Origin of the sequence: Paenibacillus andongensis (assembly GCF_025369935.1) — a bacterium.
Lineage (GTDB): Bacteria > Bacillota > Bacilli > Paenibacillales > NBRC-103111 > Paenibacillus_E > Paenibacillus_E andongensis.
Genome location: NZ_CP104467.1, coordinates 3,253,103 through 3,269,108, shown reverse-complemented (window position 1 = coordinate 3,269,108; position 16,006 = coordinate 3,253,103). Strand labels below are relative to the sequence as shown.

Annotated in this window: 12 protein-coding genes; all 12 read right to left on the bottom strand. The window is 46.8% G+C overall.

Annotation, left to right across the window (positions count from 1 at the left end; translation table 11 throughout):
• Window positions 1-231: 231 nt before the first annotated feature.
• The gene (gene ftsZ, locus NYR53_RS14290; RefSeq protein ID WP_261305778.1) at window positions 232-1,353 is read right to left on the bottom strand and encodes a cell division protein FtsZ; all 1,122 of its coding nucleotides are present in this window, start codon (window positions 1,351-1,353) and stop codon (window positions 232-234) included.
• A gap of 30 nt (window positions 1,354-1,383) precedes the next feature.
• Entirely contained in the window at window positions 1,384-2,631 is a 1,248-nt protein-coding gene (gene ftsA, locus NYR53_RS14285) for a cell division protein FtsA (RefSeq protein ID WP_047672358.1), read from the bottom strand.
• Window positions 2,632-2,907: 276 nt separating this feature from the next.
• The gene (locus NYR53_RS14280) at window positions 2,908-3,816 is read right to left on the bottom strand and encodes a cell division protein FtsQ/DivIB (protein WP_261305777.1); all 909 of its coding nucleotides are present in this window, start codon (window positions 3,814-3,816) and stop codon (window positions 2,908-2,910) included.
• A 97-nt stretch (window positions 3,817-3,913) separates the two neighbouring features.
• Window positions 3,914-5,182, bottom strand: coding sequence for a UDP-N-acetylglucosamine 1-carboxyvinyltransferase (gene murA, locus NYR53_RS14275; protein ID WP_261305776.1), 1,269 nt, complete (start codon window positions 5,180-5,182; stop codon window positions 3,914-3,916).
• A gap of 15 nt (window positions 5,183-5,197) precedes the next feature.
• Window positions 5,198-6,103, bottom strand: a complete 906-nt coding sequence (gene murB / locus NYR53_RS14270) for a UDP-N-acetylmuramate dehydrogenase (RefSeq protein ID WP_261305775.1) — start codon at window positions 6,101-6,103, stop codon at window positions 5,198-5,200.
• 203 nt (window positions 6,104-6,306) lie between these two features.
• Complete coding sequence (murG, locus tag NYR53_RS14265; RefSeq protein WP_261305774.1) at window positions 6,307-7,377, bottom strand: undecaprenyldiphospho-muramoylpentapeptide beta-N-acetylglucosaminyltransferase; 1,071 nt, start codon at window positions 7,375-7,377, stop codon at window positions 6,307-6,309.
• A 7-nt stretch (window positions 7,378-7,384) separates the two neighbouring features.
• Window positions 7,385-8,482, bottom strand: a complete 1,098-nt coding sequence (spoVE, locus tag NYR53_RS14260; RefSeq protein WP_261305773.1) for a stage V sporulation protein E — start codon at window positions 8,480-8,482, stop codon at window positions 7,385-7,387.
• Window positions 8,483-8,583: 101 nt separating this feature from the next.
• Window positions 8,584-9,978: a UDP-N-acetylmuramoyl-L-alanine--D-glutamate ligase gene (gene murD, locus NYR53_RS14255; protein WP_261305772.1), complete on the bottom strand. Its 1,395-nt coding sequence runs from the start codon at window positions 9,976-9,978 to the stop codon at window positions 8,584-8,586.
• A 3-nt stretch (window positions 9,979-9,981) separates the two neighbouring features.
• Window positions 9,982-10,917, bottom strand: coding sequence for a phospho-N-acetylmuramoyl-pentapeptide-transferase (gene mraY, locus NYR53_RS14250; protein WP_056833508.1), 936 nt, complete (start codon window positions 10,915-10,917; stop codon window positions 9,982-9,984).
• Window positions 10,918-11,017: 100 nt separating this feature from the next.
• The gene (locus NYR53_RS14245; protein ID WP_261305771.1) at window positions 11,018-12,415 is read right to left on the bottom strand and encodes a UDP-N-acetylmuramoyl-tripeptide--D-alanyl-D-alanine ligase; all 1,398 of its coding nucleotides are present in this window, start codon (window positions 12,413-12,415) and stop codon (window positions 11,018-11,020) included.
• Window positions 12,412-13,899: a UDP-N-acetylmuramoyl-L-alanyl-D-glutamate--2,6-diaminopimelate ligase gene (locus NYR53_RS14240; RefSeq protein WP_261305770.1), complete on the bottom strand. Its 1,488-nt coding sequence runs from the start codon at window positions 13,897-13,899 to the stop codon at window positions 12,412-12,414. Before NYR53_RS14240 ends, NYR53_RS14245 begins: the two co-directional genes overlap by 4 nt.
• Window positions 13,900-14,009: 110 nt before the next feature.
• Window positions 14,010-15,938 (bottom strand): stage V sporulation protein D, encoded by a 1,929-nt coding sequence (locus NYR53_RS14235; RefSeq protein WP_261305769.1) that lies wholly within the window; start codon window positions 15,936-15,938, stop codon window positions 14,010-14,012.
• Between the last annotated feature and the right edge of the window lie 68 nt (window positions 15,939-16,006).

Here is a 16,006-nt window from a genome sequence, read left to right as displayed (position 1 = left end):
TTCCTCACCTCCAAGACGGATGCTTTTATAGTAATTTTTCTGACGAAACTTTAAGGTTCTAAATCAGTATAGGGGAATCTAAATTCAAAGTCTGTCTAAACTTGCTAGTAGGATGATACTTTTTTTGTCAGTTGATGCGGCCTTTTCCAAGCTAGAAAAGCCCTAAGAACAACAAAAAACCGAAGCCTCTACATGATGTAGGGCTTCGGTCTCTTTACAATTATTGTGTAATTATTTGTCGGTATTCCGTCCGCGATTCCGAAGAAACGTCGGAATATCTAATTGGTCGTTAGATGTTTGTGAACCAAAAGGTTTCAAGTTGTTCAACCGATTGTCTGGAGCAGGAGTTTCTGGTTGACCCGTACCTGGACGTTTGATAGGTTGATGAACAGGTGCTGCCTTATGCTCAAAACCCGTTGCAATAACAGTAACTAGAATTTCATCCTTGAGTTTATCATCGATAACGGCTCCGAAAATCATGTTCACTTCGATATCCGATGCAGATGCAACGATATCAGCTGCTTCATTGACTTCGTACAAGCTGAGATTCACGCCGCCCGTAATGTTCATTAGAACCCCGCGAGCTCCTTCAATGGATGTTTCCAACAACGGACTGGAGATCGCTTTTTTGGCAGCCTCAGCTGCACGGTTCTCACCTGTTGCCACACCGATACCCATGAGGGCCGAGCCGCGTTCTGTCATAATCGTTTTGACATCTGCAAAATCCAGATTGATTAGTCCAGGTACAGCGATTAAATCTGAGATCCCTTGTACACCTTGACGAAGTACGTTATCCGCTTCACGGAAGGCTTCAAGCATAGGAGTCTTCTTATCTACGATTTCTAAAAGACGGTCATTCGGAATAATAATAAGGGTGTCTACCTTCTCTTTCAATGCTGCAATACCTTGCTCTGCTTGCAAAGAGCGTTTGCGTCCTTCGAACGTGAACGGACGAGTAACAACACCTACTGTTAAAGCGCCTACCTCTTTAGCAATTTCCGCAATAACCGGAGCAGCTCCAGTACCCGTACCGCCACCCATACCTGCAGTAACGAATACCATGTCTGCGCCGCGAAGCGTATTCAGAATGGTCTCCCTTGACTCTTCTGCCGCTTTCTTACCTACTTCAGGGTTCGCACCTGCACCAAGACCGCGTGTCAGTTTATCCCCGATTTGTAATTTATGAACAGACTTAGCTAAGTGTAAAGCTTGAGCATCTGTATTAACGGTGATAAACTCAACGCCTTTAACACCGTTCTCGATCATTCGGTTTACTGCATTGCTTCCGCCGCCACCAACACCGATGACTTTTATTTGAGCCAATTGGTCTAAATCCATATCAAATTCAAACATGTGAGTCATATCCCCCTAACTTTGCGTTCACTATATAAATTCACTGAAAAAACTTTTTACACGTTCTAGAAAACCTGGTTTATTACTGTCGGAGGATTTTTTTGCTGCTGTCTTCGTAACTACTTTTTTCGAGAAACCCGAATTCCGATTTTTCATGTATTTGGATACGAATTGAATGATACCAACTCCACTTGTGTAAGAAGGATCGCGTACTCCGATAAAGTCAGGAACAGCGATGCGTACAGATGTAGCGAGTTCAGCTTGTGCGACCGCAAGTATGCCTGGCATACAAACAGTACCGCCTGTAAGCACATAACCACCAGCTAAATCACCATATCCCAAACGATGAACTTCCGCGCGGATCATTTGGAAAATTTCTTCAACACGGGGTTCAATGATATTCGCGAGGTCTACTTGCGAAAACTCTTTTTCCACATTGCTTCCCATTCTCGTAACCTTAAACACTTGATCGGGCGCTGAATCTTCAACAGAAGCACAACCGTATTTCAGCTTTATTTTCTCTGCGATTTCAAGCTGAGTCCGGAGTCCAATTGCAATATCATTACTGATGTACTCGCCACCGATTTGAATGGTCGACGTAGCCACAAGATTGCCTTGTTCAAATACAGCAATCGTCGCTGCACCTGCTCCAACATCAACCAGAACCGTTCCAACAGCTTTCTCATCCTTGGATAAGGCTAACTGTCCAGATGCTAGTGACATCAAGATGAGGCCTGCAACCTTCAGTTCGGATTTTTCCACAACACGGATTAAATTATGTATCCCTGTCTTCGCTCCAGTGATAATTGTCGCTTCCACTTCTAGGCGAACACCAATCATGCCACGAGGATCATTAATGCCTTCTTGTCCATCTACTAGATACTGCTTAGGTACAACTCCAATAATTTCACGTTCGGGAGGTAATGCGATGACTCTAGCCGCCTGAATAACACGATCGATATCCTCTTCTCCGATTTCTCGGTCTTCATTAGAAACAGCGACAACACCATGACTAGATTGAAGAGCAATATGATTACCTGAAATTCCAACGTAAACCTCGGAAATTTGTACGCCGACCATTCGTTCTGCATGATCGACAGCGCTGCGAATTGAATTCACAGTTTGATCAATATCAACGATTGCGCCTTTACGAATACCCTCTGACTCGGCAGATCCCACACCTATTATATTAATGGTTCCGTTTACGACTTCCCCAATAATAGCTCGAACCTTGGATGTACCGATGTCTAAACTAACAATGATGTCATTGTTGCTCAAGCCCCTGGCACCTCCTGTAACTTGGGTAATAAAGTGAATTCCTCACAAATACTTCTATACGTATTCCACACAACCGCCATATTCCCTCTTTTTTCTACATTTTTTTTGCCAGTAAAAAAATCGTTTACATATCTAGTCTTATTGATAAGAAAATGATATAGATCCTGTCTAGTAACTACTTAAAACAATCTAACGAACTGATAGATACCTAATTAACCATAAATCTAATTTTAACATTTTTTTAACTGATTGAGTAGCCCATTAAACGTTTTTTTGTCAAGAAGGACGCGCTGTTTCCTTTGGTGGTGATTTGGGCGTCGCTTTTGGAGTCGGCTTCGCGCTTGTCTTACCCCCATCTTTGTTCGAATCGGGTGTAGGACTCGGGGAATTGCCTCCAGCCTTCTGACCGGATGAATTATTCACTTCATTTTTGGACTCTTCATTCGGTTCGAAAGGAGCGTGATACTCTACTTCTAGCATTTTGATAACACCGCTAGTAATATGATCTTCTTGTAAGCTTGCTATATAGGCAGGCAAATTGTCAATTTTCTCAGGTAAATAGGCAATCGTTGTATACACTTCGAATTGAGATCTAGTATACAGTTTGATCTTGTCAGGGTATGGTTCCGACGGGTCTGGTTTAATTTCGGATATGTCTGATAGCGCACTCTCCGGGATTTCACCAAGCACTTTACATAGTGCGGCCTTGTTCGGATCGCCGTCAGTCCACCCTGTCAAAATGGGCATGTCCAGTGGAATGCTTCCTGCAGAAAGCTGCACGACAGCGCCATCCGCAAGCACAGCCTGCTTCTTACCATCGGCTCCAATTTGGAACGCTACTTTAGGGAATTCTTCTACAGTAATATGGATAATGCCTGGAAAACGCTTCTTCACGACTGCCGATTTGATCATGGGCATCTTGGCAACACGCTGCTCTATAGCCTGTGAGCTAACGGCAAAGAAACGATCACCTACGGCAATTTGACTAGCTTGTCCAATAGTTTCTGATGCCATAAGTTCATTTCCTTCTACTTCAATCGCACTAATTCGGCTAAGAGAAGATTGAAAAAACAAAATGATAAGAACGGTGATGAAAAAGACGAATAAGAAAATGAGCAGCTTCCGATTCGTACGCGCACGCGGCTTAGGGACAGGCAGAGTGGGTACTTTGCGGTCTTCTGACAAGATGGGCACCACCTATTATTTGTGTATGACAGGCAAATGAAAACCGTGTATCCCCACCTGCAAGCAGGAAGGGATCCGCGGAAGTCATTCAAACATTCTACTCGCTTGGAACGGGTGATTGGCGATGCACGGAGGCTCCCAACATGGAGAGCATAAGTTCAATTCTATCATAGCCTCTATCAATATGATGAATTTGCTCAACGATCGTTGTGCCATGCGCAGCCAGACCGGCAATAACAAGTGCTGCACCGGCTCGCAAATCAGTCGCTTCAACCGTTGCTCCATATAACCTCGGAACTCCTCGGATAAAGGCTGAGCTCATATCTACTCGGATATCCGCTCCCATACGGGAAAGTTCATCGACGTGTTTAAATCTACCTTCGAATATTGTTTCTTTCATTACGCTCAGTCCATCTGCTAGAGATAACAGCACCATGACTTGCGATTGAAGATCCGTTGGAAAGGACGGATGCGGTGAAGTAACAATACGTTCGACCGCCTTCGGTCTTGTTGGACAGCTTACATGTATTATATCACCGTCGGTGATGATTTGAACACCTGCGCGCTTAAGGACATGAATAACCGAGGTTAAATGAGCAGGATTTACCCTCTCGAGTGTAATGCTTCCTTTGGTCGCAGCTGCAGCTACAAGGAATGTTCCTGCTACAATACGATCGGGTATGATGCGATATGCACAGGGAGATAATGACTCCACTCCGCGAATCGTAATGGTGTCCGTACCTGCGCCAATGATATCGGCGCCCATCGCGTTCAGGAAGTTTTGCAAATCCTGAATCTCAGGTTCACGGGCAGCATTGTAAATCGTTGTGATGCCTTCTGCTTTGACAGCAGCCATCATAATATTTTCCGTAGCCCCCACACTTGGGAAGTCGAGAACAATCTCGCTGCCTTGCAGTGAATCTGCGGTGCAAACAATCTTGTTGGCGAATTCTTCAATGCTGGCTCCGAGAGCCTGCAAACCTTTAAGGTGCAAATCGATTTTACGTTCGCCGATCGCGCAGCCACCTGGTTGATATACCGTAACACTGCCGAATCTAGCGAGTAGCGGACCCATTAGAAAGATGGAAGAACGCATCTGCCCCATCAATTCTTCTGGGATATGTGAGGAATTAGCTGTGGATGTTGTGATAGATACCGTATCCCCTTGTTGCTCAGCACGACAGCCCAGCGCGCGAAGAATGCGCAGCATGGTGTCGATGTCGAGCAAATTAGGAACATTATGCAGAGTATGTGTGCCGCTAGCCAGGATGCAGGCTGCTAAGATTGGTAATGCGGCGTTTTTCGCGCCGTGTATCTGGATGGCTCCCGTAAGAGGTCTTCCACCTTCGATAACGAGCTTCTCCAAAGTTCCACCTCCGATTTACCTCTCACCAATCACCAAAACTTCCGGTACGAGCGCTATGCCGTACTGTTTCTGTACGATTAGCTGTACCTCGCCTATGAGTGTGAGAACGTCCTCAGCTGTAGCATCTCCGGTATTAACAATGAAATTGGCGTGAAGCGTTGAGACTTCCGCTCCACCGACACGTTTGCCTTTTAGGCCGGCATCTTCGATAAGCTTAGCTGCGAATCCCCCTTCAGGGTTGCGGAATACACTTCCAGCGCAAGCTAATTGGCCGGGTTGCGTACGCCGACGCCGATCGCGGTAAGCCGCCATAGCACCAGCAATTTCTTTGCGCTCTCCAACCTGTAATTCAAAGACAGCTTCCGTTACAATGCCGGGCAATGTTTGCAGAATGGAATGTCGATAGGCATACTGCAAATCCTCCGCCTGCATAGTGACCAATTCCCCTGTGTCCAGGATGACTTCAGCCTGCTTGAGTATGCGTGACACATCGGACCCATGAGCCCCTGCATTCATGTAGACGGCGCCTCCCACAGAACCGGGAATGCCAGAAGCAAACTCCAGTCCGGTTAAACCCTCTTTGGCCGCTAGTACGGACAATTTAATGAACGAATAGGAACCACCTGCGTAGACCATCGCACCATCAAAACGAAGCGTTTCTAACGCATTGCCAAGTTTAATAACGACCCCTCTAATGCCTTTATCACTTACAAGCAGATTAGATCCTCTACCAATGATCGTCCATGGAACACCGCGTTCATGTAGAAATCGGATGACTGCAGCTACCTGCTCTTTCGTTTGGGGGATAACGAGGCAATCAGCCGGACCGCCGATTTTCCATGTCGTATAAGGGGCTAGTCGTTCATTCGTCCGAATCTCGCCAATATTTGCTGCCTGTAGGTCGGATATTAACTGTTGCATGGGAAAACCTCCTTCACAGAACGTAGGGCGAAATTATCTTGAATAGCAGCATCAAGCTTCATAATTTCATAATACGGACCGAGTCGAAGATGGCCGGTCTTCGTTGTTGGCGCCATATTAAGCCTTAGGTGTCTGTCACGGTTATAGTGTAGTTTATGTAAAATCGGATAGAGTGTGACAATCGCCTATTCGGTTTAGCAAAATCAAGTCGATAAGCTAAAGGTTTCAATCAGTTTTACGATCGATGCAACCGCATCGCTTTCTTTGCGTGATTGCATCGCTGCCTTGTGAGTCTCTCGATTCGCATGAAGAGCTTCTACATGCTCTACAAGTGTATCGGCGGTTAAAGCCTCTTCTTGTAGAACGTCCGCGTAGCCAGCCTTCTGAAATGACTCCGCATTTAGAAGTTGGTCTCCTCGACTTGCCTGCAGCGATAAAGGAATAAGCAGCATCGGCTTTTCCATGACTAAAAATTCATAAATAGATGTGGCTCCAGCACGGGAAATAACAAGGTCTGTCATTGCCAAAACATCAGGGAGCTCCTCATTCAAATATTCAAATTGTTTATATCCCCGGGTATTAGCAAACTCTGATGCAATATTGCCTTTCCCGCACAGATGTACGATCTGAAACTGAGCTAGTAATCGCTCCAGGTTACCTCTGACGGCTTGGTTAATCACTTGTGAGCCTAGGCTGCCGCCCATCACCAAAATGACCGGTTTCTGTGAATGAAAATCACAAAGCTGGTAGGCGCGTGACGCTTTACCACTGAGAATATGTTCGCGAATCGGTAAGCCTGTCAGCTCAGCCTTGTCTCTTTGAACATGCTGTAAGGACTCTGGGAAGGTCACACAAACCTTGGTTGCGAAAGGTATTGAAATTTTGTTTGCAAGCCCCGGCGTTATATCTGACTCATGAATAATGACCGGAATCTTGTTCATCCGACTGCCAAGAACGACCGGGACGGAAACGAACCCGCCCTTCGAAAAGACGATGGCGGGCTTCAAACGACGGAGCAATCTATAAGATTCATAGACGCCTTTCATCACTTTGAAAGGGTCTTTGAAATTTTTCAGATCAAAGTAACGACGTAATTTCCCAGATGAAATGGCGTAAAAAGGTACACCTTCGCGTTCAATGATGTCTTTCTCGATGCCCGTAGCTGAACCTATGTATTTAATTTCCCAACCTAACTGCGCAAGCTTATGCATCAGCGCTATATTAGGTGTAACATGTCCTGCGGAGCCTCCTCCGGTAAAGACAATTGTTTTCATTCCCTTGTCACCTCGAATAGCGGGATATATTGAGCAGGATGCCGACCGATGTCAGCATAAGCGTCAATGAAGACCCTCCTGCACTTATGAATGGCAAAGTAATGCCGGTAACCGGGAACATCCCGATAACAACACCAATATTAATAATGACTTGAACGGCAATCATGCCGATAATGCCTACAGCGATCAAACTGGCAAACGTATCCGGCGCTGTAATAGCTGCCCGCATTCCGCGCCACACAAGAATTGTAAAGAGCAGCAGCACAAGCGTACCACCGATAAATCCAAGTTCCTCAGCAATAATGGAGAAAATGAAGTCCGTTTGCGGCTCTGGTAAATAGCTGTACTTCTGGCGGCTCATGCCTAGACCAAGCCCAACTAGACCTCCTGGTCCAATCGCATAGAGTGATTGAATCGATTGATAACCTGCACCTAAGGGATCCTGCCACGGATCCAAGAATGCTGTAATTCGCTTCAAACGATACGGGGCGGCAATGACGAGTCCGATAAAACCCGCAACCCCTATCATACCCAGATACGAGAGATGAAGCAATCTCGCCCCCGATGTGTAGATGATGAGCAGAGAAGCTCCGACGAGAACGGCACCAGTTCCAAGGTCAGGCTGCAGCATAATGAGACCGAAGGCTAAGCCCATGATGCCCAGCGGTGGCAATAATCCTTTTCTGAATAAGGTTATTTTCGCTTGGTGTTCGGATAACATGTTGGATAGAAAGAGTATCATCCCAATTTTCATAAATTCGGACGGCTGAATACCGAAGGCACCAATTCCTAACCAGCTTCTAGCCCCACCACGAACAACCCCGATACCGGGAATCAGCACGATAATCAACATGGCAAAGCAAACAAAAAGCGCTATTCGAGCAAACCTCTTCCAAACTAAATAATCAACATTCATCGTAAAAAACATGGCGATAACACCCAAAACAGCAAATATAAATTGACGTTTCAAGTAATAAAGGGAGTCGCCAAATTCGCGAAACGCAAGAACACTGCTAGCGCTGTAAACCATAATAACGCCAATTGTCAAAAGCAACAAGGTTGGAATAATAATCCAAATGTCAGGAGCGGACCGTGCTTTACCCATAACAGACACCTCTTCGTGTGTTGTGGGCGTCATCCATGCTGCCTATCAGCAAGCAGGCGACAATATCGCCTAACGAGATAGGAAATGTGGATAAGCCCTATTTAAAGGTTATGCACGGACTCCTTAAACATGCGTCCCCTGTCTTCATAGGAGGGGAACATATCCCAGCTTGCACAAGCAGGTGAAAGTAGAACAATGTCTCCGGGCTCACTCATTTGCCAGGCTAGCTTAACGGCTTGCGACACCGCGTCCGCTGCATCCTTAGCAGTATCGACGGTTTCAATGCGGCTAATCCCTGCCAGTTCGGCAATATGCGTAATTTTCTCTTTCGTTTGACCTAAGGTAACGACACCTTTAATCCGCTCACGGAAAGTAGGAAGAAGTTCCATATAATCGGACCCACGGTCCAAACCACCCGCGATTAGAACAACCCGCTGGTTGAACGCCTCAATCGACTTAATCGAAGCCGCTGCATTCGTCGCTTTGGAATTGTTATAGAAGGTCACACCCTTCAGCTCTCTTACGAGCTCCAGACGGTGTTCTACGCCTTGAAAGCTTCTGAGCACATCTGCTATGCCATCCAGCTGAACACCCGCTGTAATGGCTGCTGCCGCCGCTGCTAATGCGTTTTCGACGTTAAAGCTGCCTGGGATCCCCATTTCACTTGCCGGCATAATCGGCTGCACTTGACCATATCCATTTGCGTAAACAATGACTTCCGTTTCTACATCAAAGTAAACGCCAAAAGCGAGTTTTTCTTTCATAGAAAAAGGGAACAGTTTAGCCTTCAGACTAGGAATTAAAGACTGACACACCTCATCATCCCAATTCAGGATTGCCGTATCTTCTTCGGTTTGATTCGTAAATAATTTAGCTTTGGAAGCAATATAGTCATCCATGGAACCATGATAATCCAGATGAGTTTCATACACATTTAACAAAAGGGCAATCGTGGGTCGGAACGAAGTCGTACCTTTCAATTGAAAGCTGCTGAGCTCAACCACCATCCAGTTATCAGCTGTAACTTCAGGCGCAGCCTCGGTTAATGCGCGTCCAATATTACCCGCTACTACAGGAGATAAACCGGCTGCGTCCAGCATTAAACCAATCAATGTTGTCGTTGTGGTCTTGCCGTTAGAGCCTGTAATGCCAATAATTGGAGCTTCACAGAATTGATAAGCAACCTCAACCTCAGTTACGACCTCAATCCCAAGCTCTTCTGCCTTGCGAATCGGCTCTACCGTATACGGAATTCCCGGGTTCTTCACAACGAGAGAAACACCCTCATGCACCAAGGACTCCGGATGAAAGCCGCATACAACAGAAATACCCAGAGCCTCTAATTCATCGGCTTCAGGGCATGCGCTTCGCTCTTTTTTGTCATTGACCGTGACCAAGGCTCCTTTTTGATGAAAAAGCTTAGCCGCAGCGACACCGCTGCGAGCCAAGCCCAGAATAATCACTTCAAGTCCACGATAATCCCGCGGATGTTTCATGCTCTACAACACCTCATTCATATATAATCCGAGTACAGCAAGCACGAGACCTACGACCCAGAATGTGATAACGACACGCCATTCCGACCAACCAACCAATTCGAAGTGATGGTGGATCGGGCTCATTTTGAAAACACGCTTGCCTCTTGTCTTGAAAGAAACAACTTGGATCACAACAGAAAGAATTTCAACCAAGAACACACCGCCAACAATCGCAAGCAGCAGCTCAGCTTTGGTCAAAATGGCAACAGCCACAAGGCCGCCGCCAATCCCGAGCGATCCCGTGTCACCCATAAATACTTTGGCTGGATGCGCATTAAAAACGAGAAAACCGAGTACGGCCCCCACCATGGCTGCCGAGAAAATAGCCGCTTCCGGCTGTGTATTATTCATCGCAATAACCGTGTAAGCACCAAATGCAATGGCACTTGTCCCTGCAAGCAGTCCGTCGAGACCATCGGTAAAATTCACCGCATTCGATGCGCCCAACATCAGAATAGCCATTAACGGGAAGTACAACCAGCCTGGATTGAAGTGGAATGCCACAAATGGAATATATAAGTCCGTGCTGTGTCCTTGCATGACAAGCAGGTAACAGACAATGGCGGAGATCAAGAGCTGACCGAACAGCTTTTGCTTCGCTGTAAGTCCGAGTGAGCGCTTGAAAATAATTTTGATGTAATCGTCTAGAAAGCCAACTAATCCATAGCCTAAAGAAGCTATTAACAGGATTAGAAGATCCGTATTTTTATCGGCAAAACGAAGCGTAGCAAGGGCCAGTGCGAGTAAAATAATAACTCCGCCCATGGTCGGTGTCCCTTGTTTTTTCAGATGTCCTTGCGGGCCATCCTCACGAATTTGTTGTCCGAATTTCATACGCCGTAAAATAGGTATAAAAAGCGGTCCCATAATAAGCGCAAGTACGAAAGCTACGCCCATCGTTAATAAAATTGCGTTTTCCACGTTGGTTCCCCCTGCTCGTTTTCGTCTTTCGAAAACGATCTACTGTTTCATCCTATCATTCATTTACAAACGCCGTCTAGGCGAGTAAGGCATTAACAACATGTTCGAGGCGCATGCCTCGCGAGCCTTTTACGAGCACTAGGTCGTCGGCTCGAACCTCCGCGGCAAGCTCTCCCGCGAGCTGCTCTTTGTCATCGAAGGCGCGCACGCACGCCTTCGGAAACCGCTGAGCCGCTTCATCCGCGATGCAGCGGCCGAGACGGCCGAACGTGAAGACGTAGTCTACACGTTCCGGAGACAGCATCGCACCAATGCTGCGATGGAATTGCTCTTCGTGCTCGCCAAGCTCCAGCATGTCGCCGAGCACGAGGAACTTGCGACCGAAGCCGCGCAGCTGCTCGGTCAAATCGATCGCAGCCCGCATGGATGCCGGGCTGGCGTTATACGCATCGTTAAGCACAGTCAGCCCTGAGGCTGCTGTCAGCTTCTCGATGCGCATGCTTGTCATCTGCAGCGAGCGAAGCCCCGCTGCAATTCCCTCAGGCGAGACGCCGAAGGCTTCGCCGATGGCAATGGCTGCTAACGCATTGATCACATTATGCGTGCCGAGCAAGGGAATGAACAATTCCGGGTAACCCGGTGAATTGATCTGGAAGTACGCCCCGTCCGCATCCATTCGGATGTCGGTCGGGAACAGATCATTGCCCGCGCCGCTGCCAAAGCGGATGCGGCGCAGTCCATCTGGCAGGCCACGCTCTGCGAGAGCCTGTTCAATCAATGGTTCGTCGCCGTTATAGACGAACAGCCCATCGCTGGGCATTCCGCTAACGATCTCGGCCTTGGCCCGAGCGATTTCTTCCCGCGAGCCCAGCTGGAGCATGTGCGATTCGCCGATCATCGTAATGATCGACGCTTCCGGCTCGGCCAGATTGGATAGCAGCTCAATCTCGCCACGTCCACTCATCCCCATCTCGACCACGGCGAATTGCGTGGTCTCTTCAAGCTCGAGCAGCGTAAGCGGTAAACCAATATGATTATTCAGGTTTCCTTTTGTTTTATGCACTTGAAACGTACTACCCAATACGGCCGCAACTAAATCTTTGGTCGTCGTTTTGCCGTTACTCCCAGTAATGCCTATAATACGAACCGGCAGCTGCTTGCGATAAGACTTTGCCAACTGCTGCAAGGCTGTTAGTGTATCCTTGACACGAATGATCGGCATACCTTCTGGGGGGTGAGGGTGGTCATCTTGCCATAAGGCCGCCGCAGCACCTTTGCTGTAAGCCTCTGAAGCATATGCGTGACCATCGAAATGATCCCCGATCAGCGGCACAAACAGACTTCCAGGTCGTATTGTTCGTGTGTCGGTAGATATCCCTTTTATTGAAATGTCCCTTGCAGCTGACTTCGAGGACACCTTCACACTTTCATCGCCTAGCATGTCTGTCATTTGTTTCAACGTGCGCTCTATCATCGTCCTCTCCCCCTTATCGCAGCCTTAGCCACCAATCGATCATCGAAATCATGCTTGACCCCCATGACATCCTGATACGTTTCGTGGCCTTTTCCCGCTATCAATATTACATCCTTAGGGCCTGCCCCTTCAATAGCCTTTTGTATCGCTTTTTTGCGATCCACGATTAATTCATACTGTTCTTTTGGGTAATTGACCTCTTTTAGACCAGGAACGATATCATCAAGAATGGCATCTGGATTTTCCGTACGCGGATTATCGGAAGTCACATACAAATAATCACTATACTTGGCCGTAACCTTGCCCATAAGGGGACGCTTCGTTCGATCACGGTCACCTCCGCAGCCAAACACAGTGATTACCTTACCTTCTGCAAAGTCTCGTACAGTTGACAGAGCATTCTCTAGTCCATCCGGGGTATGAGCATAGTCAACCAAAACTAAGTAATCCTGTCCCTCATTCACAACCTCCATACGCCCATCTACTACCGTAATATTTTCTAAACTATTCCGGATCGCTTCAAGTGGAATTCCTTCCGCCAGTGCCGCAGCGATGGACCCAAGAGCATTGTACACGTTGAATTTACCAACCAACTTCATTCTGAAAAAAGCCTCTCCCGCAAAGGAAATAAGCTGAAATTCCGTGCCTTGGGCTGTAATACGAATATTTGTCGCCCTCACATCACACTCGTTCTCTATACCATATGTAATAACTTGTGCGGCGGTCAGCTTACTGAAAGTATGCGAAGCAGCATCATCCGCATTTAGAATTGCATACTGACGCTCCTTAAGATCGGCTGAGAAACCATTCCCCAATCTTGAGAAGAGCAGGCCTTTTGCAGCTGCGTAAGCATCCATCGTTTTGTGATAATCTAAATGATCTTGTGTTAAATTCGTGAAAATACCCGATCGGAAATGAACGCCCTTCACTCGACCTAATTCCAATGCATGGCTGGACACTTCCATAATACAATAATCCGTCTTTTGCTCACACATCTGGCGGAAGCTTCGCTGTAAATCGACGGCTTCCTGGGTTGTTCGCTCCATTTCCGTATAGGTATCACCTATTTTCATTTGAATCGTTCCCATAAGTCCCGTCGTAAAGCCTTGATCTCGCAATATTTTCTCGATCAAATAGGTCGATGTCGTTTTACCATTCGTACCCGTTATGCCAATTAGTTTCAGTTCTTTGCTCGGATAGCCATAGAAATGGGCTGATAAAGCTGCCATTGCATATCTCGCATCTTTCACAACAAGCTGAGGAATTGGCAAGTCAAGTACTCTTTCCGTTACAAGCGCAGAAGCCCCAAGCGCAATCGCTTTTGGGGCATAGTCGTGACCGTCTGCTGTCAGTCCAGGGATACATAGAAACAAATCCCCTGTTTTTATTTTGCGAGAGTCTGCTTCAATCCCTGTAATCTCTGTTTCAGCATCTCCATGTATGTGGGTAATGAGCAGTGCGGAAGCAAGCTCCTGAAGTTTCATGAGCAACCCTCTCCTTAACGTTATTACTACCTATTATTGACAATTTTATGACAGTGGAAAAGCAAAACATGTCTTACTCGCAAATCTTTTTTCCAGCGAAGCAAACCACATTACTGCGGTGGCGCATTATTCGAGAGAAAAATGCGAATTGTAGAGCCTTGATCTACTCGTGTGCCCGGTTTCGGCGCTTGACTGATCACATATTTGCCGCTGCCAGACTTAGCCAGCCTAAAATTCATGTTCAGATCTTCTAATATATCATCAACTGAGGCTCCAACCAAGTCCGGAACCTCAACAACCGGTATTTCTCCATAGCGATAATCTTTATCAAGCTGATTTTTATCCGGTTCGACTTTCATATATCGCAAAGCATCAGCCATCATATTCTTCACAAGCGGAGCTGCAATCAGACCTCCAAATTGAATTCCTTGAGGATCATCTACAGCTGCATAGATGACAATCTTTGGATTATCGGCCGGCGCGAAGCCAATGAAAGAGACAATATGCTCATCCGGTGAATAACGTCCGTTAATAACCTTCTGCGCTGTTCCCGTCTTCCCACCTACGCGATAGCCGTCGATAAATGCATTTCGTCCGGTTCCTTTGGCTACTACGCTTTCAAGCGCTTCGCGCACTTGCTTCGATGTCTCTTCCGAGATGACATTGCGTACAAGCTCAGGCTTTACAACATCAACAACCTCACCCGTATCTGGATTCGTAAATGACTTTGCCACATACGGTTTAAAAAGTTTTCCTCCGTTAATAGCCGCAGAGACAGCCGTAATTTGTTGTATCGGAGTGACCGATACCCCTTGACCGAATGCCGTCGTTGCAAGCTCAACAGGACCCACTTGTGACGGTTTGAACATAATGCCGTTTTCTTCGCCGCCGAGGTCAATTCCTGTTTTCTTCCCAAAGCCAAACTTTGAAATGTAATCAAATAATTTTTCCTTGCCTAAACGCTGTCCCATAACGACGAATCCGGGGTTGCAGGAGTTTTGGACGACTTGCAGCATCGTTTCACTGCCATGACCGCCGCGTTTCCAACAGCGGAGTCTAGCCCCTCCGACCTCAATAAATCCAGGATCGTAAAATTGTTCATTTTTTAAATCAACCTTTTTTTCTTCAAGTGCTGCAGCTAGCGTAATAATTTTGAAGGTAGAACCCGGCTCATACGTTTTCCAAATCGGCAAGTTCCTGTTATAGGTTTCAGCCGGGAAATCCTTATAATTGCCTGGTTCATACGTAGGCCTGCTCCCCATGGCCAGGATTTCTCCATTGTTCGGATCCATCATGATGGCAATTACATTTTGCGCCTTATATTGAACCATGGTCTGATCCAATTCTCTTTCCAGTACCGATTGCAAATGACTGTCAATGGTCAACTTCATATTAAGGCCGTCTTTTGGCTTTGTATAGGTATCTGTCGTTCCTGGTATGGTCCTTCCGCCGGCATCCGTCATATAGGAAATCCCGCCAGCAATCCCTGTTAATTCTTTGTTGTACTTAGCTTCAATACCTGTCAGACCTTTGTCCAAACCGGCAAAACCTAGGATATGGGCGGCAAGCGTACCGAATGGGTAGTATCTTTTGTTATCTTCAGCGACCCTAATACCCGGTAGTTGAAGGCTGAGCACTTCCTGCGCTTTTTCCACCGTTATTTTGCGACCCGCTGGCTTAATATAAACTTGAGACGCTATTTTTGTAATGAGCTTGTAAATGTCTTCTTCATTACCTTGCAGCACCTCTGCCAGCTTAGCAGCCGTTGCGCGCTTATCCTTGATTTGCACAGGAATAGCCACAATGGTAGGCGTACTCATACTGTAAGTCAGCGAGATGCCGTTACGATCTTGAATTTCGCCTCTTTTTGGAGCGAAACCAATATCTCTCCGCCAGTTATCCTCTGCTTTATTCGCCAAGTCTTGTCCGATCCATAGCTGGACATAAGCTAGACGGAGAATAAGTGCTGCAAAGATGATAGTGCCAATGATAAGCGCAGTAAACAATCTGCGACGAACGGTAACGTTAGAAACACGCATGAACGTTCAGTCTCCCTTCCCAATAAGTCAAGATCATTCCTAACATGACTATTCGGGACAAACAGGGG